Source organism: Streptomyces sp. NPDC020898, assembly GCF_044333925.1.
Lineage (GTDB): Bacteria > Actinomycetota > Actinomycetes > Streptomycetales > Streptomycetaceae > Streptomyces.
Window position 1 is genome coordinate 856339 of record NZ_JBIRRV010000001.1, and the last position, 24606, is coordinate 880944.

A 24606-nucleotide genomic window follows, 5' to 3' on the forward strand; every position below is an offset into this window, starting at 1 on the left:
CGGTTTCCCTCGCTGGACGATCGATTCGATCGCCATCGGAATGAAATCGACGGCGGCATGGGCATATTGCGCGTGAAACAATCGCATGCTTAGCTGTTCGCGCACCTAGGAGGTGAGCGTCCTGGACGACATCGACCGGGCCATCCTGCGCGAGCTGCAGACCGACGGCCGCATCCCCTACGCCGATCTCGGCCCGAAGGTCGGCCTGTCGGCGTCGGCCGCCCGGCAACGGCTGCAGCGGCTGATCGACACCAACGCGGTGCAGGTCGTCGGTGTCACCGACCCGATGGCCATGGGCGGGCAGGCCATGGCGCTGCTCGGGCTCGGCATCGACGGCGATCCGCGAGCGGTGGCCGACGAGCTCTCACGCCACGACGAGATCGTCTACGCCGTCCTGACCGCCGGCACCTTCGACCTGTTCGCCGAGGCCGTCTGCCGGCATCCGCGTGACCTGCTGGACTTCGTGAACGACGTCGTGCGTCCCATCGAGGGCGTGACAAAGGTCGAGAACTTCCCCTACTTCGGGATTCACACGCACCGGTTCTTCTGGAACGTCGGCTGAGCGCGAGCGCGGGCGCCGCTTGCCGGTGAGCCACGACCAGGCCCGTACGCCCTGTACACGTCGCCTCCGTCGCCCGGTCCACCCCATACGGACCGCGGACAGACGCGTCATGCGCACCGTCTCGGCCACTCCACCGCACCCTCTACCCCCGACTGCCGAGGACGGACGTCATGACGCACCATCAGCCGCGCACCGTCGACTTCTTCGCACGCGAGGCCCTCGCCGCCCCTCAGGTGACCCCGGACCAGGCCCGGCGCATCGCCGCCGAGAGCTTCGGGATCGCCGGGCGTGCCGAGCCGCTGGGCAGCCAGCAGGACGCCAACTTCCTGCTGCGTCAGGACGACGGAACGCCCACGGCCGTACTCAAGATCGCGAACCCGGCGTTCAGCGCCACCGAGACCGACGCCCAGGACACGGCCGCCGACCTGATCGCCGCCGCACACCCGGACCTGCGCCTGGCCACGGTCCTTCGTACGCCAGACGGCGCCCCCCAGACCGCCACCGTCCACACCGACGGCGGCCCGGCGACGGCGCGGTTGCTGCGCTACCTGGACGGCGGGACCCTGTCGGGGCCACGCCACCTCTCGCCGCGCACCGTCGCCGCCATGGGCCGCGTCGCCGGTCGTGTCAGCACCGCGCTGCGTACCTTCCGCCACCCCGGCCTCGATCGGGTGCTGCAGTGGGATCTGCGGTACGCCGACCGCGTCGTGGGCCTGCTCCTGGAGCACATCCCGGAAGCGGCGCGCCGCTCCGCTGTCCTGGCAGCGACGGCCGAGGCGTGGACAGCGGTGGAGAAGGTCGGCGATCACCTGCCTCGCCAGGCCGTGCACCTCGACCTCACCGACGACAACCTGGTCCGCTCACCCGACAGCCGTGTCCTCCTGCCCGACGGGATCATCGACTTCGGTGACCTGACGGCGAGTTGGGCGGTGTGCGAACTCGCGGTGACCCTGTCCTCGGTACTGCACCACGACGGCATGGAACCGCACCACGTGCTCCCTGCCGTCCGCGCTTTCCACCACGTCCGCCCGCTGTCCGCCGAGGAGGCGGCGGCCCTGTGGCCGCTCACCGTGCTCCGGGCCGCCATCCTCGTCGTGAGCGGGCGGCACCAGGCCGCGGTCGACGCGGACAACGCCTACGTGGACGGCAACCTGGACCAGGAGTGGCGGATTTTCGAGCAGGCCACCGCCGTGCCGTCCGCGGTGATGACCGGCCTCATCCAGGAGACCCTCGGCCTGGCCGAGCGCCAGGCCCCCGCCCCGCCGCCGGTCGAACTGCTGGTGGCAGAGCCGGTGCTCGCCGATGTCGCCGTACTCGACCTCTCCACCGAGGCCGACACGATGGACCACGGAGCCTGGTTGGAGGAGAACACCCCGGACCGCCTCGCGGCTGCTCTCCTCGCCCAGGGAACCGCGGCGGTGGCCACCCGCTACGCCGAGCCGCGGCTCGGCGCGGCCAGGGCGCTGTCCCCCGGCTCACCCGCGACGATCGCCACCGGCATCGACCTCTGGCTCCTGCGCCCGACCGCCCTCCAGGCGCCCTGCGACGGGGAGTTGCTCCACACCGCACCCGGCCACGCGGTACTGACCTGCCGACCGTACGTACTCCACCTGACCTTCACCGACGCCGTCCAGCCCGGCCCGTCCGCAGGAACGCCAATACGCGCAGGCGACGAGCTGGCCTCCCTGCCCGCCGGCGCGCACGTACACGTCTGTCTGCGTCAGCCCGCCGCCCCGGCCGTCCCGGCGCTGGTCAGACCCGAGTACGCCGCCGGCTGGCTCGCACTCACCGCCGATCCCTCCGCGCTCATCGGTACGTCCGCCACCGGCGCCCGGCCGCAACCTGACCTGCTCGCCCGACGCGACGCCACGTTCGCGACCGTCCAGGAGCACTACTACGACAACCCGCCCCGGATCGAGCGCGGTTGGCGGCACCACCTGCTCTCCACCGACGGACGCTCCTACCTGGACATGGTCAACAACGTCACCCCACTCGGCCACGCACACCCCCGCGTGGAACAGGCGGTCGCACGGCAGTTGCGCAGGCTCAACACCAACTCGCGCTTCCACTACGCCGCCGTCGTGGAGTTCACCGAACGACTGGCCGCGCTGCTGCCCGACCCGCTGGACACCGTCTTCCTCGTCAACTCCGGTTCGGAAGCGGTCGACCTGGCGATCCGCCTGGCCACCGGCGCCACCGGCCACCCCGACGTCCTCGCCCTCCGTGAGGCATACCACGGCTGGACCTACGCCTCCGACGCCGTCTCCACATCGATCGCCGACAACCCCAACGCCCTTGCCACCCGGCCGAGTTGGGTCCACACGCTGGACTCACCCAACTCCTACCGGGGACGCCACCGCGGCGAGAAGGCGTCCGCCTACGCGCCCGAGGCCGTCCAGGTCATCGACGACCTCGCCGCGGCCGGCCGGCCGCCGGGCGCCTTCATCAGCGAGCCGTACTACGGCAACGCGGGCGGCGTCGCCCTGCCCGACGGATACCTGGACCAGGTGTACGAGGCGGTGCGCCGCCACGGCGGCCTGGCCGTCGCCGACGAGATCCAGGTGGGCTACGGCCGTCTGGGCACCTGGTTCTGGGGGTTCGAGCAACAGCGGGTCGTCCCCGACATCGTGTGCGTCGCGAAGGCCATGGGCAACGGCCATCCCCTCGGCGCCGTGATCACCTCCCGGGCCATCGCCGCCGCATACCGCGACCAGGGCTACTTCTTCTCCTCCACCGGCGGCAGCCCCGTCTCCAGCGTCGCCGGGCTCACCGTCCTCGACACCCTCCGCGACGAAGACCTCCAGGGCAACGCCGTACGCAACGGCGCCCGCCTCCAGAGCGGGCTCCGCGCCCTCGCGCACCGCCACCACATCATCGGCGCCGTCCACGGCTCCGGCCTCTACCTCGGCGTCGAACTGGTCCGCGACCGCGCCACGTTGGAACCCGCGACGGAGGAGACAGCCGAGATCTGCGACCGCATGCTCGAACTCGGTGTCGTCGTCCAGCCCACCGGCGACCACCTCAACATCCTCAAGATCAAGCCGCCGCTGTGCATCGACTCCACCGCCGTCGACTTCTTCACCGGCACCCTCGACCGCGCCCTCACCGAACTGGGCCACCACGACGGAAGCGACCACGCCCACTGATCAGCTCCTCGGCCGCCCGGCCGCCCGGCCGCCCGGTCGCCGTGCATCGGCACCTCTCCCCAGCGAGACTGTCCCGCGCTGCCGACGTCCCGCTGACGGCCGGGGGCCCACGAGAGCGGACCGGTTCGCCCTGGCGGATGACACGGTCAGGCGCCGGGGATGGTTTCCGACGACATGGCCGCTGCCTGGTTTCTGCACATGTCGATCATGCGCGAGTTCCTTCGCCGCCCCCGCCTCACCGGAGCCGTCGCCCCCAGTTCCGCCACGCTCGCGCAGGCCATGGCGGCCGGCCCGGACCTGGAACACGCGGACGTCGTGGTCGAGTTGGGGTCCGGCACCGGCGCGATCACCGAAGCGATCGTGCGACGGCTGGCTCCGGGCGCGCGGCTGGTCGCGGTGGAACTCAATCCGCTCTTCGCCCGCCGGCTCGCGGACCGGTACCGGGACAGTTCCGCCGAGGACCTGGCAACACTCGTCCCCCACCCGGTCGACGTCATCGTCTCCGGTCTGCCGTGGACCGTCATGCCGTACGAACGGCAGTGCCGGATCCTCTACGCGGTGGCCGGCGTACTGCGCGAGGACGGCCGGTTCAGCACCTTCGCCTACGTACACGCGGCATGGACACCCCCGGCCCGCCGGTGGACGGACTGTGAGCCGCGCCCTCGGTGATCTGCTCAGCGCAGATCAGACAGGCTGAAGCTCTCCCGAGCGCCACCAGCTTCCCCACCCACGAGCAGCGAATTCGGCCCGTCCAGGCCCCCCACACCCGAACAACCTCGCGCGGGTGAGACCCATTCGCCCCGGCCACCTCCCCATCGGGTCAGACCGTGAACTCCCGGATCACCACGTTCCGGAACACCGCCTGCCCGTCGATCGTGAACAGCGCCAGTGCGGTGTCGGACGGGTCGGGGAAGGCCTCGGTCGAGTGCACGTACCGGCCGTCGCCGACGAACATCTCGACGGACGTGCGGTCGACGAGGATCCGCAGGCGGACCGTGCCGGCGGACAGGTCGAACGGCGTGCGGCTCTCCTGCCAGCGGCCGGAGGTGTCAGGGCTCACGGTGTAACCGCGGTTGACGAAGGCGTAGTCGCCGTAGACCCCCGCGTCGATGTGCCGCCCGCCGTCCGACGACCGCCGCAACTGGAGGCCGGCGCCCACCAGTTGGTCCCAGGTGATCTCACAGGTCAGCTCGTACGCGGTACCCGTGTAGTCGAGCGGTCGTGTGCCGTCGACCGTGATGTCGCCGAGGTCCACCGTGCGCGACACATGGTCGTCCAGGGCCGCCACCGGCTGGGACGCCAGGTAATACGTACCCGACGCGTGCTTCAGTCGTACCTCGCGGACGATCGAGTCGGTGCCGTTGAAGCCGTCGCACTCGATGGTGGGCGTGGTATTCGCATAGTCCCAGTGGTTCATCCAGCCGATCGCGTACCGCGCGTCCGGGTCCAGGACCCCGCTCGCGTCACGTTTGTCGAAGGTGACCGCCGCGTACCAGTCCCAGCCGTGGTCCAGCCACTGGGGATCGGACGCGTCGGCGGTGAAGGTCGTACCGTCGAAGGAACCCGTCCAGTACGCGAACGTGCTCGGCAGCCCGGAGCCCTTGCCGTTGGCGCTGACGCCCAGCACCCACTTCCAGGTCCCGTCGTCCGCCCTGATCCGGAACAGGTCGGGGCACTCCAGGACGCCGATGCCGCCCCTGATGAAGCCGCCGACGTACGTCCACGCCTTGAGGTCGGCGGAGTGGTAGAAGCCGACCTTGTCGTTCTCGGCGAGCAGCATCACCCACCGCCCGCGCTCCTCGTCGCGGATCACCTTGGGGTCGCGGAAGTCCCGTACGCCGGGGTTGGGGAGGACCGGGGCGGTGCCGTGGTTCGTGAAGGTGCGGCCGTTGTCCGTCGAGTAGTACAGGTACTGGGCCTGGGTGACGTCGTCGGGCGCCATGGTGGCGAGGACGATCACCGCGCCCGCGCCGAAGCCCGCGGTGTTGCCGGTGTCGACCACCGCCGAACCGGACCAGACATCGCCGTTGGGGGTGGTGTCCTTCGGCACGGCGATGCCCCGGTCGGTGAAGGAGACGAGGTCGGTGCTGGTGGCCAGGCGCCAGGCGGTGCCGGCCGTCGTGCCGCCCGTCGAGTAGTCGGGGTTGTAGAGGTAGTAGTAGTGGTACTCGCCGTCGATCCAGACCGGGCGCTGCGGGTCGTTCATCCACTGGTCGGGGACCGTGAAGTGGTACTCGGCGCGGTAGCTGCCCGTGCACGCGGCCGTCGCCTCGCGGGCCGCCGCCATCGCCGGTCTCCCGAGGTCCGGCAGCAGAACGCCGGCGGCGCCGACGGCCGAGACCGTCAGCAACGACCGCCTGGACAGTGTCTCCCCCGGGGTCTCCCCCAGGCCGAGCGAACTCCTCTTCATGCCATGCATCGTGCGGCTCCCTTCCCCGACGTCGTCGTCGGGACACGGCTCATGTGGTCCGGAACCGTATACCTAACTCGTTAAAGGTCAAGCCCTCGCGCACCGGCTGTTCCCGTAACTTCCCATCCGTGCACGTCCCTTGACAGCACCGCAGGGGGGTTCTCATCATCATGAAATCAACTTCGACTAACACGAGTTAGGCTCACCGATGACCGACTCGCTCCCCTCCCGACGGGCCCTGATGCGCTACGGCGCGTACGGCGCCGGAGCCGCCGCTCTCGCCGGTGTCGCGGCCGGCTGGGACCGCCTCACCGCCGCCGACATCCCCGGCCGCGACGACGGCTCGCTCGTCATCGCCACCCTGGGCTCCGCCTTCAACCCCGAGGCGCAGCGCGCCCTGCGCGACGGATTCCGCGAGGCCCACCCCGACATCAGGATCCGCATCAACCCCGTACAGGCCTACGACTGGTCGGACTTCTTCTCCAAGATCCTCACCCAGATCGCCGCGGGCACGGCACCCGACCTCGTGTACGTCGCCACCGAGGGCGTGCAGCTCTTCGCCCAGCGGCTCGGCGTACCGCTGGACAGGTGGGCGAAGCGGGACGCGGCCGAGCTGCGCACGTACTTCGCCGACGTCCATCCCTCGCTGGTCGAGTCGATGATGTACGAGGGGAGCCTCTACCAGCTGCCGGTCGAGTTCAACGCGGCCGACATGTACCTCAACAGCCGGGTCCTCGAACGCGCGGGTGCCGAACTCCCCGACGACGACTGGACCCACGACGACTTCACCACCCTGCTGCGGGCGATGAAACGCAGCAACGGCGACCGGTTCACCCCGTACTTCTGGACCAACCGGCTGTGGGGCGGAGTGGTCCCCTGGCTCTTCGCCAACGACACCAACCTCCTCACCGAGTCCAAGGCCCCCGGCGGCGACTGGCTCTGGAACTCCTTCTATCCCGAGGCACAGCGGCGCGGCCGGGGCGGCGGCTACCGGTGGACGACACCCCTGGCCGACTCCGACCGCGTCGCGGAGGTCTACGACTACCTCTCCTCCCTCGTCCAGGAGGACCTGTGCACCCGGCCGGAGGGCGGCGACGGCCGCAACCTCGTCGGCGTCTTCTCCACCGGCCGCGTCGGTGTCACGCCCGCGGGCGGCTTCTGGGCGGGCGGCCTGCACGAGGCGGGCATGAAACCGGCCGACTACGACGTGCGGTACTTCCCGCGTTGGCGTGCCCGGCGTCACCAGTTCGGCGCCGCCGGGTACGCGATGCTGCGCACGTCGACGATGCGGGACGAGGCCTGGGAGTTCATCAAGTACACCGCCCGCAAGGACGTGATGACCCAGCTCTTCGCGGCCAACCAGACCACTCCGGCCCGCCGCTCCATGCTCGACGAGGCCCGCTACCGGGAGACCGGACCGGCCCACTGGCAGGTCTTCTACGACACCCTCGACAAGATCCCCACCACCGGCCCGATCCCGGCACCGCCGCAGGTCAACGAGGTCGAGCAGCTGCTGATCAAGCACACCGGAACCGCCCTCGCGAGCCCCGGCGCGGTGCGTCCCGCGCTGCGCCGGCTGCAGGGGGACCTGGAGAAGGCCATGGAGCGTGAACTGTGACGAACACCGAGATCAGGCCCGTGGGACCGGAGCCCGCCCGCACCCGCAGGAGCCGCAGGAACCGCGGGACCGGTCGGACCCGTAAGGCCTCCGAGTCCACGGCCGCCACCACCATCCGCACCCGGGGCACCCGCCTCCTCGCCGTACTGTTCCTCGCGCCCACCGTCGTCGGCATCGTCGTCTTCACGGTCGTACCGATCGTCGGCTCGGTCGTCCTCAGCTTCTTCCAGTGGGACGTGATCGACGACCCGCGGTGGGCCGGAGCGGCCAACTACCGGGAGATCCTGACCGATTCGACGGTCCTCGTCTCCTTCCGCAACACGCTCGTCTTCATGGTGCTCGCGGTCGCACTCCAGTTGCTGATCGCGCTCGTGCTGGCGATCGCGGTGAACGGCCGGATGCCCAAGTGGCTGCGGTCCGTGTTCCGTTCGGCGTTCTTCTTCCCGCTGGTGCTGTCCGCCGCGTCCATCTCGGTGGTGATGAAGTACCTGTTCAACCAGGACTTCGGCCCCGTGAACTGGCTTCTCGGCACGGTCGGTATCCCCTCGGTCCCCTGGCTGACCTCGGAGAACGGGGCGATGGCGGCCGTGGTCCTGGCGTACGTCTGGCAGCAGTTCGGCTTCTCGTTCCTGCTGTTCGTCGGCGGCCTGAACAACATCCCGAAAGAGGTGCACGAGGCGGCTTCGCTGGACGGCGCGAGCGGGGTGCGCAAACACCTCGCCATCACCCTGCCGCTGCTGTCTCCCACGCTCCTTGTGGCGTCCGTGGTCGGCATCATCAACGCCCTCCAGGTCTTCGAGCAGCCGTACGTCCTCACGGCGGGCGGTCCCGGCGACTCGACGCGCACGGTCGTGATGGTCATCTACGAGACGGCCTTCGAGCAGCTCCGCTTCGGCGAGGCGTCCGCCGTGGGCGTCCTGCTCTTCGCCGTGATCATGGCGGTCACCGCACTCCAGTTCCGGCTCAGCCGGCGTTACGTCCACTACCAGTGAGCCGGGTGAGTCAGATGAGTACGAGTTCCCTCTCGGGTACGACATCGGGTTCGGTATCGAGTCCGGCATCGGGTCCGGCATCGGGTTCGATGCCGGGTTCGATGCCGGGTCCCCGCACGAGCCCCACCGCGTCACGCGTACGGCACGGCCTGGCACCCTGGGGCCGGATCGCAGCCCTGGCGCTGTGCGCCCTGTTGACGCTCGGCCCGGTCATCTGGACGGTGTCGACGTCACTGCGCACGCCGGCGGAGTCCTTCGACCTGCCGCCGAAGATCATCCCCACGGACCCGACCATCGAGGCCTACCGCGGGGTCTTCGACCAGATCGACGTCTGGCTGTACGCGCTGAACTCCACCCTGGTGACCGCGCTGATCGCGGCCGGCCAGATGATCACCGCGGGCCTGGCGGGCTATGCCTTCGCCCGCCTCGAATTCCGCTTCAAGAAGGCGCTGTTCGCGCTGGTCCTGGCCACGATGATGGTGCCGTTGCAGGTCACGATGGTCCCGGTCTTCCTGGAACTGAAGACGCTGGGTCTGACCGACACCCTGCTCGGCCTCATCGTCCCGGCCTTCCCCACGGCCTTCGGCACCTTCCTGATGCGCCAGTACTTCATGGGCATGCCGAAGGACCTGGGCGAGGCGGCGATGATCGACGGCGCGGGTCCGTGGCGCGTCTTCCGCTCGGTGTACGCCCCCTTGGCGGCCCCCGGTCTCGCCATCGTCGGCGTACTGGCCTTCAACTACCACTGGAACGAGTTCTTCCGGCCGCTGATCCTCGAAACCTCCACCGAGAACCTCACGCTGCCCCTGGGCCTGGTCTCCCTCCAGGGCAACCTCGGCACCGGCTCGATCTCCGTCGTCCTCGCCGGGGTCGTCCTCTCCATGATCCCCGCCGTCGCCGTGTTCGTCGTCGGCCAGCGCCCTCTGCGCGAGGGCATCACATCCGCAGGAGTCAATCGTTGAGTTCCGTGAGCCGGTCGCTGGTAGAAGAGACCGACGCCGACAGCCCGCGATTCAGGGTCCGCCCGCCGGCCAACTGGATGAACGACCCGAACGGCCCGTTCCGCTGGGGCGATCGATACCACCTCTTCTACCAGCACAATCCCGACGCCCCCGTGCACACGAACGTCCACTGGGGCCATGCCTCCAGCCCTGACCTCGCCCACTGGGACGACCACGGAATCGCCCTGCGCCCCACGCCCGACGGCCCGGACGAGGCGGGCTGCTGGTCCGGCTGCGTGGTGGACGACGGTGGTGTACCGACAGCGGTGTACTCCGGGATCGACCACGACCACCAGGGCCTGAGCGCGATCTGTCTCGCCGTGACCGAGGACGACGACCTCCAGAGGTGGAAGCAACTGCCGGTGCCGGTGGTCGCCGGCCCACCACCCGGCCTGGACGTGACGATGTTCCGGGACCCCTTCGTCTTCCGCTTCGCCGGACGTCGCTGGGCGCTGATGGGCGCCGGCCACGCCGACGGCACCCCGTCCGTCCTGGTGTACGACTGTGAGGACCTGTACGACTGGCGGTTCGCCGGGGTCCTGCTGGACGGCCGGGACCCGGCGGCGGTCCGCGCCTTCGGCAACCGGGCGATCGGCTGGGAGTGCCCGCAGTTGTGGGCGACCCCCGGGGGCGACTGGGTGCTGGCGGTGGCCCTCTGGGACGGCGACCCGCTGAGCACGGCTTACCTGACAGGGCGTCTGATCGAGCCCGGGGAAGGGGAGTTGAGGTTCGCAGCCGGTACGGGCGGCGGCCCGCTGGACCTCGGCCGTGACTTCTACGCCCCCTCCGTCCTCCAGGACACGGAGTCCGGCCGCGCCCTGCTCTGGGGCTGGTCCTGGGAGTCACGCCCGCCCGAGGAGGTGGACCGCGCGGGCTGGTCCGGCGTCCTCACGGCACCCCGGGTGATGGACACCCACGAGGACGGCACGCTACGGGTCGTACCGGCTCCGGAGCTCGAACTCCTGCGAGCGGCCGTCCCGTTCACGACCGCACCAGGACCGCGCCGGCCACTCCCCCAGGCGTACGACCTGCTGGTGACCGCCCGTTCGGCGGCGACCGTGAGTCTGCTGCGGGCCGCGTCCGGAGCCGAACTGACCGTGCGACTCGACCCGGCGTCCGGCACGGTGACCCTGGACCGCACGGCCTGGCCACGCTCCCGCCCGGACGGCACGGCCCCCCTGGTCCTGCCGACCCCGCCGGGCGAGACCCTCACCGTGCGGATCCTCGTGGACGGCTCCCTGCTGGAACTGTTCGCGGGTGACCGGGCGACGGCCACGGAACGGGTGTACCGACGCGGCGACGACATCGCGGAGCTGACCGTGACGGGGACGGACGTCGAGGTCACGGGCTGGGAGCTGGTCCCACCGAACCCCGCGTGACGACGGGGCACTCCAGCCGCCGGGTGGTGACCGGCGGCGCGATCCGGCTGTCGATGGCGTCCAGGAGCAGGCGGACGGCCGTCTCTCCCATCGCGCGATGGGGCAGCGCGACCGTGGTGAGGGGCGGGCTGAGGAAGGCCGCCATGTGTTCCTGGTCGTCATAGCCGACGACGGACAGCTCGGCGGGCACGTCGAGGCCCAGCCGCGCGGCGGCATGGAGGACGCCCGCGGCGACCCGGTCGTTGTAACAGACGATGCCCGTGGGCCGCCGGTCGGCGGGAACACCGTCCAGCAGCCGCAGCGCTCCCTCGTACCCGGCGGCGATCTCCCCTCCCGTCCGTACGATCCAGTCCTTCTCGGCGGTCAGCCCCACCGTCCGCAGCGCGTCCCGGAAGCCGCGCAGCCGTTCCGCGGTCGCGATGTCGTCCAGACCGCCCACCAGCGCGACACGGCGGTGGCCCGCGTCGAGAAGGACGCGCGCGGCGCTGCGGCCACCGGCCCGCTCGGCGGGGATGACGGCCGGGAGGGAGCCGTCCTCGGGGAGACAGTTGGCGAACACGGCGAACGTGCGGTGCAGCCCTTCCGGGACCCGGGCGCGGCGCAACGACAGCGCGGCGTAGATGATCCCGTCGACCCTCCGGTCGAGCAGCTCGGCGACAGCCGCGTCCTCGGCGACCGGGTCCTGCCCGGAGTCGACGGTGAGCACCAGGTGCTCACTGCGCCACGCCATGTCCATGGCCCCGCGCAGCAGCCGCCCGGCGAACGGCGAGGTGGCGATCTCGTCCGTGACCAGACCGATCACGGCGGTACGACTCCGGCGCAGGCCACGGGCGACCGCGTTCGGCCGGTAGCCGAGCTGTTCGGCCGCCTTGCGGATCTTCTCCTGCGTCTCGGCGGAGAGGTTGCCCTGGGCACGCCCGTTGAAGACGAAGGACACGGCCGTGTGCGACACCCCGGCAAGCCGGGCGACATCCCGCGAGGTCGCCCGCTCAGCCCTGCCACCCCGCGTCTCCTCGACCCCGCCCATGCCTCGTCCCCACCGACTTCGCCTGATCAGGCAGAGCCTACCCGCGGGCGATGTCACGGAGCCCGCCGCCGCAGACCGAACGGGACACGGCGGTGGAACAGTCGCCGACGGCGGTTACGACGATCAACAGGAGAGAATGATATGTGAGGGGAATGTAAAGACAAGGGGGCAACTGTGGGAGCGGACGGGGTAGTTGGGAACAGCGGGAACGGGGCTCCGTTGCTGGGTCGCTCCGTCGAACTGGCCCGGCTCGACGTGCTGCTCGACCGTGCGGCAGACGGCGCGCACGGCACGGCACGAGGAGTTCCGTGACAGCGGCCGATCCCGGCTCGTCGACATCACCGGTGAGGCCGGCATCGGCAAGAGCCGGCTGCTCGGCGAGGTCTGTGCGCGGGCGCGACGCCGCGGAGAGCCACCAGAAGCGCCCTGAGCCTGGTCCAGGTGCCCTCGGCGGTGACCGGTGAGCCTCGGCGAACCGGTCACCGCGGTCTCGGCAGGGAAGCCGCCTACCTGACGTCGACGAAGTCGCCGGGCACCGTCGCGGAGCCGGTCGTGAAGGTGCCGTCGAACACGAAGCGGTAGTCGCCGTCGACGCCGGCCTTGGTGGTGGTGCTCAGGGCGCCGGTCCTGCTGGTCTTGATCGTCTTGAGGGTGGTGTAGGTGCTGCTGCCCTTCTTGCGGAACTGCAACTTCACCGGCTGGGTCGCGTATCCCGTGGTCTTGCCCGTGGACCAGTCGGCCCGAATCAGCTTGCCGGTGACCGTGATGGTCTTGCCCTTCTTCACCGGCTCCGGGGAGGCGTTGACGCTCAGCTTGGCGGCACGCTTGATGCTGGCCTTGGCGACGTCGTCGTCGGCACTGGCGTTCGCGTAGAGGTCGTAGGCGCCCAGGAAGAGCTTCCAGGGCCCCGCGATGCCGTTGCCGTCCTTGAAGGCGACCGCGGGGTCGATGGTGAATACCGTCTTGCAGCTGTAGCTGTAGCCGCCTTCGACCGGCGTCTCCGTGCAGGTGGGGTATTCGTCCGACTCCAGGGCGCCCGTGATGGTGTCCGTGCTCGAACTGTCGGTGCCCTGCCACAGGAACGCCTGGGTGATGGCTACGCCTTCCACGTCGAAGGCGGTGAACGTGACGGGAACGGCCTTCTTGCCCGCGACGCCGAGAACGATGTCTTTGCCCTTGTTGACGACCCCGTTCTTGAACGTGGTGCCGCCCAGCGCGTCCTGCGGCCGAACGCTCGGCTGGACGCTCCGCGAGGCGAAGGCTCTGAGATCCGTCGCCGCCCCAGGGCGCTCCGCTGCCTGGGCGGCGCCCGGAAGAACGAGCGCCGAGAGGACGAGGGCGCCGGAAAGGACAGTGGCTGTGGTGTGCATACGCATGTGATTCCCCCAGGGTGAGGTCGGGCGGCCCTGCCGAACTGACGTCATGGCAGGGCCCGTTGATGTGGTGAGGAGGTCAAGAGGCAGGTGCACGCCCGTATGGGGTGGAAGGGGCTCAGGACGTGGGAGAGCGGAGGACGTCGTCGATGTCGAAGCTGTAGTCGGGCGTCGGGTAGACGCTGGTCGGGTAGAGGTCCGTCGGCTGGAGCCCGGTGCGGGTACGTCGGCCGGGTCGGCGGTGGGCTTGCCGTCCGGGCTGCACACCTGCGGTGCCGAGGGCTCGGACAGTTCGTAGTCGGCGACCCGCTGGGACCGGAAGTCCACGGTGGCGCTACCCCAGAGGTCCTCTTCGCCGCCGACCTCGACCTCCTTGGGCAGTTCCTTGCTCGTCAGCGGCTTGCCCGCGCATAACAGAAGCGGCCCGGCGATCAGCAGCGACAGCACCGCCAGGTTCAACGGCCCGGACCCATACCCCCACCACCGCCGGCCTGACGCTCTTCGGCATCTGCGCTTTCACGCTCGGTGTCGTCATGAAGGCAAGAAAACGGCATACGTGTCAGGGACACATCGGTAGGAGTACGTAATCCATGTACGTATGTGCCATCGCCGCCCGGCCGCCGCACCCCTGGACACGGCCGGGCGCCGGCGTGCCCGCCCGGTACTCGACTGCCGCGTCGGGGACAGCAGCCCTTGCTGTGCAACCTGCCGTTGGAACAACACGGACCAGCCTGGAGACACCGTCATCTCGGCCACGGCCACGGCCACGGCCACGCCCGTCTCGGCCACGGAGCTACGCGGACACCGCGACCACGTGCTTGCCCGCGACGCCACCACGCTCGAACGCTTCGTGCGCTGCGGCGATGTCCGCGAGCGGGTACACGCTGTGGACCACCGGGCGCAGCGCACTCGACGTGACGTGGTCGGCCAGCTCGCGCAGCACGGCGCTGTCCGGGTTGGCGCTGAAGGTGCGGATGCGGCGGGAGCCGTACACGCTCGACGCGGCGATCGCGGCCAGGGCGCCGGCCGACAGGCCGACGGTGACCATCCGGCCGCCCTTGGCCAACCGGCTTCGGTAGCAGTGCAGTTCCGAGCCGACGGTGTCGACGATGACGTCGAACGGTCCGATCCGGTCCGAGGCGGTGGAGCCGTAGTCGAGAACTTCGTCGGCACCGAGGTCCGTGAGCAGTCGGGCGTCGCGGTCCCGGGCCAGCGCGGTGACGTGGCCGCCCAGCGCGTGTGCCAGTTGCACGGCGGCTGTGCCGACTCCGCCGGCCGCGCCACGCACGAGGACCCGTTCCCCGCCCGCGAGGTGGACGCTGTCGCGCAGCGCGATCAGCGCCGTGGCGCCCGCCACGACCAGGGAGGCCGCGTCGACCGGCGAGATGCCCGGCGGGGCCGGCGCGATCCGGTCCGCGGGGACCACGACGTACTCGGCCGCCCCCGCGGTGGTGTGCCGCTGACGGGGATGCACCATGCCCCACACCCGGTCCCCGGCCCGGTAACCCCCGACATCGGCGCCGGTCTCGACGACGACGCCCGCGAAGTCCAGCCCCGCACCGATCGGGAAGCGGCGCCCCGACACCATCTTCAACTCCCCCGCGCGGACGATCACGTCGTGTCCGTTCACGCTGGACGCCTCGACCGACACCAGGACCTCGCCGACATCGGGAGCGGGGCGGTCGACATCGTTGATCCGCAGGACGTCCGGTGCACCGTAACTCGTCATCTGAGCGGCCTTCATGTCGCTGTCCTTCCGTGGTCGGCGGGTGTGGAACCGATACTGGTCCCTGCTCGCGACATCACGGTCGTTCGCCTTTTCCTGGGACTGACAGACCCACCCTCACAAGCGGCGACCGAGGCATACTGGCGCCGTGACCGACGCCCCCACCGCGCTGACCGACGACCCCCGACGCGAACTCGCCGAATTCCTGCGGACCCGTCGGACCCGGCTGCGGCCGGAGGACGTCGGCCTCGAACCCGGCCCGAGGCGGCGTGTCGCCGGGCTGCGGCGTGAGGAACTGGCCCTGCTGGCGGGGGTGAGTTCGGACTACTACCAGCGCATGGAGCAGGGACGCGACGTACGGCCCTCAGAACAGGTCCTGGATGCCCTCGCGCGCGCCCTCGACTTCTCCGCCGAGGAGTGTCGGCACCTGCACAGCCTCGCCGCCGCCGCGCGCACACCGGCCCGCGCCCCGCGCCGGTACGAACCGGAGGAAGTTCCGGACACCACACAGCGGTTGTTGCGCGCGATGCCCTCGCCCGCGCTGGTCGTGGGACGCTACCTGGACGTACTGGCCTGGAGCCCGCTGGCCGGCGCGCTGCTGGGCGAGTTCACCCGGCTCCCGGTGACGGAGCGAAATCTGCTCTCGCTCCTGCTGCACCCGGAGGCCGACCAGACCTGCCCGGAGCAGGCCGCCACCGTCGCCGAGCTGACCGCAATGCTGCGCGCACAGGTCGCCGCCGATCCGGGGCACCCGCGCGCCGTGGAGCTGGTCGGCGAACTCGCGGTCCGCAGCGACCAGTTCGCGACGCTGTGGGCCCGCCACGACGTGGAGGAGACGACGCGCGGCCGGATGCGCGTCAACCACCCCCTGGTCGGGGAGCTGAACCTGGACTGGGACGCCTACCCGCTGCCGGGCACTCCCGGCCCGATGCTGATCGTCTACACCGCCGTCGACGGCGGCCCCGACGCCGAGCGGCTCCAACTCCTCGCCGGCCTGCTCGACGCCCGCTGACCCAACGCAGAATCCACCCCGTGGGCTCTCCCGGATGGCGCGAATCCCACCCAAAGCTCCCGAAACAGGATGAGCTGCGGCGATGTCGCCGTATGCGAGGAGCTCGACGGGGGTCTGACCACGCGAGAGCGCGCCCCACGGTATGACCGCATGGCGTCCCGTAGCCGGATGGCCGGTCGGCCGTCGCGGTGTCGCGGTGTCGCGGGAGGCGCACCTCGCGTTCGTCGTGACCAGGCAACCGCGCCGTGAGGGGAACACTGATGGGGCAGCAGGAGATGACCGGAGCCCACACCGACGGCGGCACGGCCGTGACCGGGGCGGCCACGGAGTTCGAGCCGGACGTCATGGACATGCTCGTGGAGACACTGCGCCGTGCGGTCAGGCAGGAGTTGTCGGCCGTGGGGACGGACACCCTGCAGGGGTCCGCTCCGCTGGTCGTGCTGTCCGCCACCCGTCGTATCACGCCGCCGAGGCGAGCGTGGCAGCTCGTCGGGGTGGCCTGCGCCGCCGTCGGTGTCCTGACCTTGGGACAGCGACTTGGCACATCGATCAGCGAGAGGCCGACAGCATGAACCGGCCCCAGGAGATCAGGCTCGTGCGTCTCGCTGCCTAACTTCCTTGAGTACTCCGGCCACCGTGGCGAAGTCGTTGTCCACGTGGAGGACGGTGTGTCCGTGGTGGACCGCGGTCGCACACACCAACAGGTCGATCGCTCCTGCCGCGCGATGCTGGCCACGCTGGGTCAGTTTGTATTGGGCGGTGTCGACCCAACGCCAGGCATTTTTCGGAACGGGAGAGAGCAGGCAGAGTGCGTCCAGCTCCTCCGCGAGCTCGTCCCGGTGGGACGGGCTGGTTGCCGAGTAGAGAAATTCGGCGCGTGTCGGCTCGCAGAGGTGGAACACCCCGGCGGCGATGTGTCCCTCCCAGGGCGGCAACGCACCGGGGGTGCGGAACAGATGCCACAGGGCGGAGGTGTCGAGCAGGTATGTGATCACTCGAAGGCCTCGCGTCGGGCTCGCTTGCCTGCGTCATGCGCCGCCGCGGCCTGCTCGAACTCGCCGCGTGCACCGCGCGCGGCCAGCTTCTCGGCGGCATCGAGGCGCTTGATCCGTGCCACGTAGTCCCGCAAGGCCGCGTTGACCGTCTCCTTCTTCGTCGTGACACCCATCAGCCGCATGGCCTCGGCGAGTGCCTCGTCATCGAGATCAATCTGTGTGACGGACATCGAGCACCTCCAGCATCCATGATGTATGCCATCAAGATACATCACCAACATTGGAGCGCTCCACCGCTCAGGACCGGCTGCCGGAGGCGGTGGGGCGACGCGGCCCACATGGCGTAACGCCACCAGCACCGCTCGCTACGGCGACTTGACTTGGTCCGGACTCACCGAGGCTGAGGATCCTGTGCCAACGCGAACAAAGACAACCGGCCGGGTACGGTCACCGCACCGGCCTCCTTCACGATCTTGGTCGTTCTCTGAGGATCAGCCGGCCGCTCTCGTATCCAGGCACCGACTCCGACGCCGACCGGAGCGCAGACCACCCTGCGCGGACACTTCCGGGCATCGATGTCCTCACGCACCACCGGGCCGACCACCCACCGAGGCCCGCACCAACACCAAGCCGGTTCATCCGAGCAGGTCAGCGGATTGCAAGCCGCCACAGACCGCTCCGAAACCGAACTCGCGAGCAGCGGATCCAGTCCGTCCAGGCAAAGTTGACGCTCCGACACCCAAACAAGGACGTTTCATCAGCTCAGCCCACGACCGGCGGATTATGAGTCCTTTGAGGATCTTTTCCGCTGGCCAGGAGAGATAAGCAGCGTCGGCCCCTGTCCGTCTTTGTCGGCCTGTTCCTATCCTTGCGTCCCGAACGCGTCCACGATGGACGGCCTCAAGCACGTGGGGCCGTTTCCGCCAGCCCGGAAAGGCGTCTCGGCCCCACCCGCAGCGGATTCCCCTTCCGACGCGCAGCGCCACGAAGGCAACGCTGCCTCCCCCGCAGCCGACGGGGAGAAGGTGCCGAAAGCCGAGACTGCCGCGTCAGACAGCTTCGCCGACGAGGAGGCCCAGCAGGACGATGTCGAGCGCGCCTGTGAGTCGCTGGTGGAGGTCGAAGGGGGCTGGTTCCTCTCGGATCCAGCGCAGGATCGCCGTGAAGTAGCAGGCGGCCAGCAGTTGTCCGGCCTGGTCGCAGTCGACGTCCGCCCTGATCTCCCCGCGCTGCTGACCCTGTTCGACGATCCTGGCGAGTTCGATCTCCAGAGACGGGTCCTGGAGGAGGCGGCCGTACCGCGCGGAGGCGTCCATCAGGACGGTGGTCTCGGCGCGGGAGGCAGCGTTGAGGTCGGCCATCTCCTTCAGGTAGCGGCGCAGCCGGTCGCCGACCGGCAGGTCTTCGGCGTGCTGGGAGCCGAGGATCTCGTTGACGCCGGCGCGGCGGCGGGCTCCCCATTCTTCGAGGAACCCGACCTTCTGTGAGAAGTGGTTGAAGACAGTGGCCCGGGCGACGTCGGCGGTTTCGGCGATCTGGTCCATGGTCGTCGCCTCGTACCCCTGGGCGACGAACAAGTGCAGCGCCGCGACGTAGAGCCGGTCGCGCACCTGCTGTCGCTTGCGTTCCCGGCGTCCGGCGGGCGGTGCTGCGGGCGTGGACACCAATTCGCCTCCTGCCTCCGGGATCTTCATGGCCGTCAGTACAGCACATGGCCGCAGGGGTATTGACGCCACCCCACCACCTTCTTAGATTAGCGGCCATTGATGGACTCCAGTCCAGCAATGTACTCAAGTCTCGCTATCTGACGCGGGGCAAGAACAGGAGGCAACGTGGCTTCCGTGATATTCCGGACAGGTCGTGTCGAGCTCGGACACGGCTGTTACGCCTGGATCGCGGGCGAGTCCGGATGGGGCATGAGCAACGCCGGGCTGATCACCGGCCGGGGCGAGTCACTGCTCGTCGACACCCTCTACGACCTGCGGCTGACCAAGAACATGCTCGACGCGCTGACGCCGCTGACCGCGACTGCGCCGATCGCCACCGTGGTCAACACCCATGGCAACGGCGACCACTGGTTCGGCAACCAGCTCGTGGCCCACGCCGAGATCATCGCGGCCCGCGGATCCGTGGCGGACATGCGCCAGGTGGGCCCGGCCGAGATGCTGGCGCTGACCGGCATGGACAGCCCTGCCGGACACTTCGCGCGACGGATCTTCGGCCGCTTCGACTACGCCGGCATCGAACCCGCCCTCCCGAACCGGATCTTCGACGGCGAGACGATCCTGGACATCGGCGGCACCGAGGTCCGCCTCATCGACGTGGGCCCGGCGCACAGTGCCGGGGACACGATCGTGCACGTGCCGCAGGCCCGGACCGTCTACACCGGCGACATCGTCTTCGCCGGAGCGGCGCCGGTCGTCTGGCACGGCCCCTTCACCCGCTGGCTCGCCGCCTGCGACCTGCTGCTCGGCCTTGACGCGGACATCGTCGTACCCGGCCACGGCCCCGTCACCACCAAGCAGGCGGTCCGTGAGATCCGCGACTACCTCGAACACGTCCATGAACAGGCCACCGCCCGCTTCACCGCCGGCATGCCGGCCCTGGACGCGGCCCTCGACATCCGCCTCGGCCGCTTCGCCGACCTGCACGAGAGCGAACGCCTCGCCGTCAACGTGCACACCGTCTACCGGGAGCTCGACCCCACCCTGCCCCCACTCGACGGCCCCGGGCTGTTCGGCTGCATGGCCGAGCTCTGCCCACGCGTCTGACGACGCCCCCGCCTGCCCTGACGAGGCCCCACCCTCCGCGACCGGCGCACCGCCCCTCCCGATGCGCCCAGCTCCCCGCCGTCCCCTCGGGCCGTACGTCCCGCCAACCCTTCCAAGGAGGAGACATGGTCTCCACCCCTGCCTACGACCCACCCGCCGCCCCGTCGTCCGATACCCCACCGGCCGCCACGGCACGCCACACCGGCACGATCATCGCCGCCTGTCTGGCCGTCTGCCTGGCCCAGATCGGACTGGTCCTGCCCGCCGCGATCAACGGCGTCATGCAGCGCACCCTCCAGGCGTCCGGCGGAGAACTGACCTGGATCAGTGACGCCTTCCTGGTGCCCGCCGCCGTCCTCGCGCTGACCTTCGGCGTCGTGGGCGACCTGTACGGCCGTAAAAAACTGGTGGTCGGCGCGGCGCTGCTGTCCGCCGTCGGCTATCTGGTGTCAGCCACCTCCGACTCGGCAGCCCAGCTGATCACCGGTCAGGCGATCTCCGGCATCGGGGCCGCCGCGCTCTTCCCCGCCTCCCTGTCGATGATCATCGCCATCACGCCGACACCGGCCGAGCGGGCCAAGGGGCTGGCCTCCTGGACCACGGCCCTGTCGCTGGGTGCCCTGATCGCCCCGCTGATGTCCGGCGGGATCGTCGAACACGTCTCCTTCCAGTGGGCGTTCGGCGTGACCGGCGTGCTCGCCGTGATCACCGCGGTGGGTGCCTGGCTGCTGGCATCCGAGTCCAGCGCCCCCGAGGGCCGCTCGCTCGACTGGCCGGGCCAGATCGCCATCGCCGTGGCCATGCTCGCCCTCCTGTACGGCATCATCCAAGGCCCGTCGGACGGCTGGGGCTCGGCACCCGTCGTCGCGTGCTTCGTCGCCTTCGCCGTGTTCATCGTCGCGTTCGTGCTGGTGGAGAGCCGCAGCGCGGCCCCGATGCTGCGCCTGGAGCTGTTCCGCATCCCGGCCTTCGCCGCGTCGGCCGCGATGGCGGTGATCGGCATGTTCGGCTTCCTCGGCGGCGCGTACGACCTGAGCATCCGCCTCGGCGTCATCCAGCGCCAGAGCCCCTTCCAGACCGCGGTGCCCTTCCTGGTCGTCCAAGGCATCACCCCGTTCATCTGGCCGCTGCTGGTCCGCCTGCTGCACCGCGTCGGCCCCGGCCCCATGCTCGTCACCGGGTTCGTCTCGCTGGCCGGCGCCCAACTGTGGCTGCGCGCGGTGCCGATCCACGAAAGCGGCCTGATCCCCCTGCTCGGGCCGCTGGTGCTCAACGGTGTCGGCTTCGGTCTGGTCGTCGCCGCCATCACCGCCGCTGCCGTCAACGTCGTACCGCCCACCCTGACCGGCATGGCCAGCGCCACCACCAGCCTGGTCCGCGACCTCGGCCAGACCCTCGGCCCGGCGGTCGTCGGCGCCGTCGCCCTCGGCATGGCCACAAGTCAGCTCACCGGCAGCCTCGCCGACGCGGGCCTGACCCCCAAGGAGCACGGCATCGCCTCCGCCGTCCTGCACGAGGGCGGCCCGCTCGCCCTGCACACCGCCGACCTCGGCCCGCTCAGCGCCAAGCTCGCCCCGTACACCACGGACGCCCTGGCCCACGGCTACAACAACGGGCTGATCCTCACCGCCGTCGCCTGTATGGCCGCCGCGGTGATCGCCGCCGTCTTCGTCGGCTTCCGGCCCGGCGGCACACGGCCGGCCGAGGCGGAGGGGAGCCCGGCATGAGGTTCGCGACCTTCGTCCACGACGGGAAACGGCAGCCGGGGACCGTCGCCGGCGACCAGGTCCACCCGTTCGACCACCCCGTCGAACTGCTGGATCTGGTCATGGAGGGCGAGCAGTCCCTGCGCGCGGCAGGCGAACGCGCCCTGACCGGCTCCCTGCCGCTGCCCCTGGCCGACGTACGGCTGCTGCCGCCGCTGCGACCGCCGACCGTACGCGACTACATGACCTTCGAGAGCCATGTCGCGGGCATCGCCCAGGGACACGGCGACACCGTCCCCGACGAGTGGTACGAAGCCCCCGCGTTCTACTTCACCAACCCGTACGCGGTGATCGGCGCCCACGACGACGTGCCCCTGCCGCCGGGTTGCGCACGCTTCGACTTCGAACTCGAAGTGGCCGCCGTCATCGGCAAGGCCGGCCGGGACCTGACCCCCGACCAGGCGCGCGAGCACATCCTCGGCTACACGATCCTCAACGACTGGTCCGCCCGCGACCTCCAGGGCCGCGAGATGAAGGTCAAACTCGGCCCGGCCAAGGGCAAGGACACCGCCACCACCCTCGGCCCCTGGCTCGTCACCGCCGACGAACTCGAACCCCACCGCAACCCGGAAGGCTTCCTCGACCTCGCCCTGACCGTCCAGGTCAACGGCGAGACCGTCGGCCAGGACCGACTGGCCAACATGGCCTGGACGTTCGAGGAGATGGCGGCGTACGCCTCCCGCGGCACCTGGATCCGCCCCGGCGACGTCCTGGGCTCCGGCACCTGCGGCAACGGCGGCTGCCTGGCCGAACTCTGGGGCCGCAACGGCGCCTTGGAACCCCCGCCGCTGGCCCTCGGCGACATCGTCACCATGACGGTCGAGGGCATCGGCACCATCAGCAACACCGTCGTCGAGGGCGTCGCCCCGATCCGTCTGCCATCTGCCCGCCGCAGGGGATGACCCCCCGCACTCGTGGGGGCGGGCCGGAACGACGGCCCTCCCCCGCCTGATGCCTCCGCCCCTGAACAACCCGCCTCTGGCAAACCCCGGTGCCCGGCACAGTGCCCGGCACCGGGAGAAAGGCATGAACAACGTGGACAAGGTCATGGCCTCGGCCGCCGACGCGGTCGCCGACATACCGGAAGGGGCCTCGCTGGCGGTGGGCGGCTTCGGGCTGTGCGGCATCCCCACCGTCCTCATCGACGCCCTGCACGCCCAGGGCGTCGGCGGACTGCGCGTGGTCTCCAACAACTGCGGCGTGGACGGCCAGGGGCTCGGCGTCCTGCTGACGGCCGGCCGCATCACCCGGGTCACCGGCTCCTACGTCGGGGAGAACAAGGAGTTCGCCCGCCAGTACCTCGCCGGTGAGCTGGAGGTGGAGCTCACCCCGCAGGGCACCCTCGCCGAACGGCTGCGCGCCGGCGGCACCGGCATCCCCGCCTTCTACACCCCGGCCGGCGTCGGCACCCAGGTCGCCGACGGCGGACTGCCCTGGCGCCACGGCCCCGACGGCAGCGTCTCCGTCGCCTCCCCACCCAAGGAGACGCGGAAGTTCCGCGGCCGCACGTACGTCCTGGAGGAGGCCATCACCACCGACTTCGCCCTCGTGCGGGCTGCCCGCGGCGACCGGCACGGCAACCTCGTCTTCCACCACAGTGCCGCCAACTTCAACCCCCTGGCGGCCATGGCGGGCCGGATCACGATCGCCGAGGTCGAGGAACTCGTCGAACCCGGCGCCATCGACCCGGACGCCGTCCATCTGCCCGGCATCTACGTCGACCGGATCGTGGGTCCCGTCCCCGCCGACGACAAGGGCATCGAGAAGCGCACCATCCGCACGGGTGGGGAGCGGCACTGATGGCCTGGACCCGCGACCAGATGGCGGCCCGCGCCGCCCGCGAACTGCCCGACGGCTCCTACGTCAACCTGGGCATCGGGCTGCCCACCCTCATCCCGGGCCACCTCCCGCCCGGCGTCCGCGTGGTGCTGCACTCGGAGAACGGCATCCTGGGCACCGGCCCCTACCCGTACGACGACGAGGTCGACCCCGACCTGATCAACGCGGGCAAGGAGACCGTCACCGTGCTGCCCGGCGCCGCGTTCTTCGACTCGGCGCTCTCCTTCGGGATGATCCGCGGCGGCCGCATCGACGTCGCCGTACTGGGCGGCATGCAGGTTTCCGCAACCGGCGACCTGGCGAACTGGACCGTACCCGGCAAGATGATCAAGGGCATGGGCGGTGCCATGGACCTGGTGCACGGCGCCCGCCAGGTCATCGTCCTCATGGAACACACCGCCAGGGACGGCACACCGAAGATCGTCGACGAATGCACCCTCCCGCTGACCGGGCAGGCGTGTGTCCACCGGATCATCACCGACCTCGCCGTCCTCGACGTCACCTCGGATGGCCTGTCCCTGGTCGAACTGGCCCCTGGAGTGTCCCCCTCGGACGTCCGCGAGCGCACCGGAGCAGACGTTGCGCAGCACCCCGGTGGCCCACCGCCGCACCGCACGCACCCTGCCGCCCACAGCGAGACGACGTAGGGCGATGGCCCCCAGGCAGCCATGTCCGATTACCTGTGTCCTGCCGGCGTCCCGAACTCAGCGTCCAACCGCTCGTACAGGCCACCTGCGGCTCTCTCCGGCGGCGGGCCACACGTCTGCGCAGGTCAGAGCCATTCGAACTAACGCCGACTGCAACGGAGTCGAACTCACGAGCAGCGGATTCAGTCCGCTCAGGCAGAGTTGACGCCCCGACACCCAAAAATGAACGTTTCCGCAGGTCAGAAGCCTGCCAAGGGCACCGAGGTGGGGCGGGTGGGACTCGAACCCACGGCCGGCGGATTATGAGTCCGCTGCTCTAACCGGCTGAGCTACCGCCCCATT

At 70.2% G+C, this 24606-nt stretch carries 21 protein-coding genes, 1 tRNA gene and 1 pseudogene; 15 read left to right on the plus strand and 8 right to left on the minus strand.

The window, feature by feature from the left end; all coding sequences use genetic code 11:
- Positions 1-121 precede the first annotated feature (121 nt).
- The 3 genes from ACH4TV_RS03795 (at position 122) to ACH4TV_RS03805 (ending at position 4377) form a co-directional block, all read left to right on the plus strand.
- Positions 122-562, plus strand: coding sequence for an Lrp/AsnC family transcriptional regulator (locus ACH4TV_RS03795; RefSeq protein ID WP_398395336.1), 441 nt, complete (start codon positions 122-124; stop codon positions 560-562).
- A 170-nt stretch (positions 563-732) separates the two neighbouring features.
- The gene (locus ACH4TV_RS03800; RefSeq protein WP_398393878.1) at positions 733-3708 is read left to right on the plus strand and encodes an aminotransferase; all 2976 of its coding nucleotides are present in this window, start codon (positions 733-735) and stop codon (positions 3706-3708) included.
- A gap of 159 nt (positions 3709-3867) precedes the next feature.
- Entirely contained in the window at positions 3868-4377 is a 510-nt protein-coding gene (locus ACH4TV_RS03805) for a class I SAM-dependent methyltransferase (RefSeq protein ID WP_398393880.1), read from the plus strand.
- A 151-nt stretch (positions 4378-4528) separates the two neighbouring features.
- On the opposite strand, the gene ACH4TV_RS03810 is transcribed toward ACH4TV_RS03805, so the two are convergent.
- Positions 4529-6118, minus strand: coding sequence for a glycoside hydrolase family 32 protein (locus tag ACH4TV_RS03810; protein WP_398393882.1), 1590 nt, complete (start codon positions 6116-6118; stop codon positions 4529-4531).
- 208 nt (positions 6119-6326) lie between these two features.
- On the opposite strand from ACH4TV_RS03810, the gene ACH4TV_RS03815 reads away from it, so the two are divergent.
- The 4 genes from ACH4TV_RS03815 (at position 6327) to ACH4TV_RS03830 (ending at position 11108) form a co-directional block, all read left to right on the plus strand.
- Positions 6327-7736: an extracellular solute-binding protein gene (locus tag ACH4TV_RS03815; protein WP_398393884.1), complete on the plus strand. Its 1410-nt coding sequence runs from the start codon at positions 6327-6329 to the stop codon at positions 7734-7736.
- Positions 7733-8728, plus strand: coding sequence for a carbohydrate ABC transporter permease (locus tag ACH4TV_RS03820; protein ID WP_398393886.1), 996 nt, complete (start codon positions 7733-7735; stop codon positions 8726-8728). Before ACH4TV_RS03815 ends, ACH4TV_RS03820 begins: the two co-directional genes overlap by 4 nt.
- Positions 8729-8829: 101 nt before the next feature.
- Positions 8830-9690 carry a carbohydrate ABC transporter permease gene (locus tag ACH4TV_RS03825; RefSeq protein WP_398393888.1) on the plus strand — a complete coding sequence of 287 codons (861 nt, stop codon included), beginning with the start codon at positions 8830-8832 and terminating at the stop codon, positions 9688-9690.
- A gap of 17 nt (positions 9691-9707) precedes the next feature.
- Positions 9708-11108 carry a glycoside hydrolase family 32 protein gene (locus ACH4TV_RS03830; protein WP_398395338.1) on the plus strand — a complete coding sequence of 467 codons (1401 nt, stop codon included), beginning with the start codon at positions 9708-9710 and terminating at the stop codon, positions 11106-11108.
- Here the strand turns inward: ACH4TV_RS03830 and ACH4TV_RS03835 are convergent.
- Positions 11071-12135 (minus strand): LacI family DNA-binding transcriptional regulator, encoded by a 1065-nt coding sequence (locus ACH4TV_RS03835; protein WP_398393890.1) that lies wholly within the window; start codon positions 12133-12135, stop codon positions 11071-11073. The genes ACH4TV_RS03830 and ACH4TV_RS03835 overlap by 38 nt on opposite strands.
- A 219-nt stretch (positions 12136-12354) precedes the next feature.
- On the opposite strand from ACH4TV_RS03835, the pseudogene ACH4TV_RS03840 reads away from it, so the two are divergent.
- Positions 12355-12544: pseudogene (locus ACH4TV_RS03840) on the plus strand (hypothetical protein); the annotation flags it as partial.
- A 97-nt stretch (positions 12545-12641) separates the two neighbouring features.
- Here the strand turns inward: ACH4TV_RS03840 and ACH4TV_RS03845 are convergent.
- Positions 12642-13511, minus strand: a complete 870-nt coding sequence (locus ACH4TV_RS03845) for a hypothetical protein (RefSeq protein ID WP_398393892.1) — start codon at positions 13509-13511, stop codon at positions 12642-12644.
- A gap of 790 nt (positions 13512-14301) precedes the next feature.
- Positions 14302-15252 carry an NAD(P)-dependent alcohol dehydrogenase gene (locus ACH4TV_RS03850; protein WP_398393894.1) on the minus strand — a complete coding sequence of 317 codons (951 nt, stop codon included), beginning with the start codon at positions 15250-15252 and terminating at the stop codon, positions 14302-14304.
- Between the two features lie 130 nt (positions 15253-15382).
- Between ACH4TV_RS03850 and ACH4TV_RS03855 the strand changes: the two genes are divergently transcribed.
- A complete protein-coding gene (locus ACH4TV_RS03855) occupies positions 15383-16246 on the plus strand; it encodes a helix-turn-helix transcriptional regulator (protein WP_398393896.1) in 864 nt (287 codons plus the stop codon).
- A 260-nt stretch (positions 16247-16506) separates the two neighbouring features.
- The gene (locus tag ACH4TV_RS03860; protein WP_398393898.1) at positions 16507-16818 is read left to right on the plus strand and encodes a hypothetical protein; all 312 of its coding nucleotides are present in this window, start codon (positions 16507-16509) and stop codon (positions 16816-16818) included.
- Between the two features lie 15 nt (positions 16819-16833).
- On the opposite strand, the gene ACH4TV_RS03865 is transcribed toward ACH4TV_RS03860, so the two are convergent.
- From ACH4TV_RS03865 to ACH4TV_RS03875, 3 genes are all read right to left on the minus strand, one after another.
- A complete protein-coding gene (locus ACH4TV_RS03865; protein ID WP_398393900.1) occupies positions 16834-17241 on the minus strand; it encodes a PIN domain nuclease in 408 nt (135 codons plus the stop codon).
- Positions 17238-17471 carry a type II toxin-antitoxin system VapB family antitoxin gene (locus ACH4TV_RS03870; protein ID WP_030606313.1) on the minus strand — a complete coding sequence of 78 codons (234 nt, stop codon included), beginning with the start codon at positions 17469-17471 and terminating at the stop codon, positions 17238-17240. Before ACH4TV_RS03870 ends, ACH4TV_RS03865 begins: the two co-directional genes overlap by 4 nt.
- A gap of 819 nt (positions 17472-18290) precedes the next feature.
- Complete coding sequence (locus ACH4TV_RS03875; RefSeq protein WP_398393902.1) at positions 18291-18905, minus strand: TetR/AcrR family transcriptional regulator; 615 nt, start codon at positions 18903-18905, stop codon at positions 18291-18293.
- Positions 18906-19073: 168 nt separating this feature from the next.
- Between ACH4TV_RS03875 and ACH4TV_RS03880 the strand changes: the two genes are divergently transcribed.
- The 5 genes from ACH4TV_RS03880 to ACH4TV_RS03900 all read left to right on the plus strand — a co-directional run bounded on the left by ACH4TV_RS03880 (position 19074) and on the right by ACH4TV_RS03900 (position 24264).
- The gene (locus ACH4TV_RS03880) at positions 19074-20012 is read left to right on the plus strand and encodes an MBL fold metallo-hydrolase (protein ID WP_398393904.1); all 939 of its coding nucleotides are present in this window, start codon (positions 19074-19076) and stop codon (positions 20010-20012) included.
- Between the two features lie 125 nt (positions 20013-20137).
- Entirely contained in the window at positions 20138-21739 is a 1602-nt protein-coding gene (locus ACH4TV_RS03885) for an MFS transporter (protein WP_398393906.1), read from the plus strand.
- Complete coding sequence (locus ACH4TV_RS03890) at positions 21736-22680, plus strand: fumarylacetoacetate hydrolase family protein (RefSeq protein WP_398393908.1); 945 nt, start codon at positions 21736-21738, stop codon at positions 22678-22680. The genes ACH4TV_RS03885 and ACH4TV_RS03890 overlap by 4 nt, the downstream gene beginning before the upstream one ends.
- Positions 22681-22813: 133 nt before the next feature.
- Positions 22814-23578: a CoA transferase subunit A gene (locus ACH4TV_RS03895; protein ID WP_398395340.1), complete on the plus strand. Its 765-nt coding sequence runs from the start codon at positions 22814-22816 to the stop codon at positions 23576-23578.
- Complete coding sequence (locus ACH4TV_RS03900; RefSeq protein ID WP_398393910.1) at positions 23578-24264, plus strand: CoA transferase subunit B; 687 nt, start codon at positions 23578-23580, stop codon at positions 24262-24264. The genes ACH4TV_RS03895 and ACH4TV_RS03900 overlap by 1 nt, the downstream gene beginning before the upstream one ends.
- Positions 24265-24529: 265 nt before the next feature.
- On the opposite strand, the gene ACH4TV_RS03905 is transcribed toward ACH4TV_RS03900, so the two are convergent.
- Positions 24530-24603, minus strand: a tRNA-Ile gene (locus ACH4TV_RS03905).
- Positions 24604-24606: the final 3 nt, after the last annotated feature.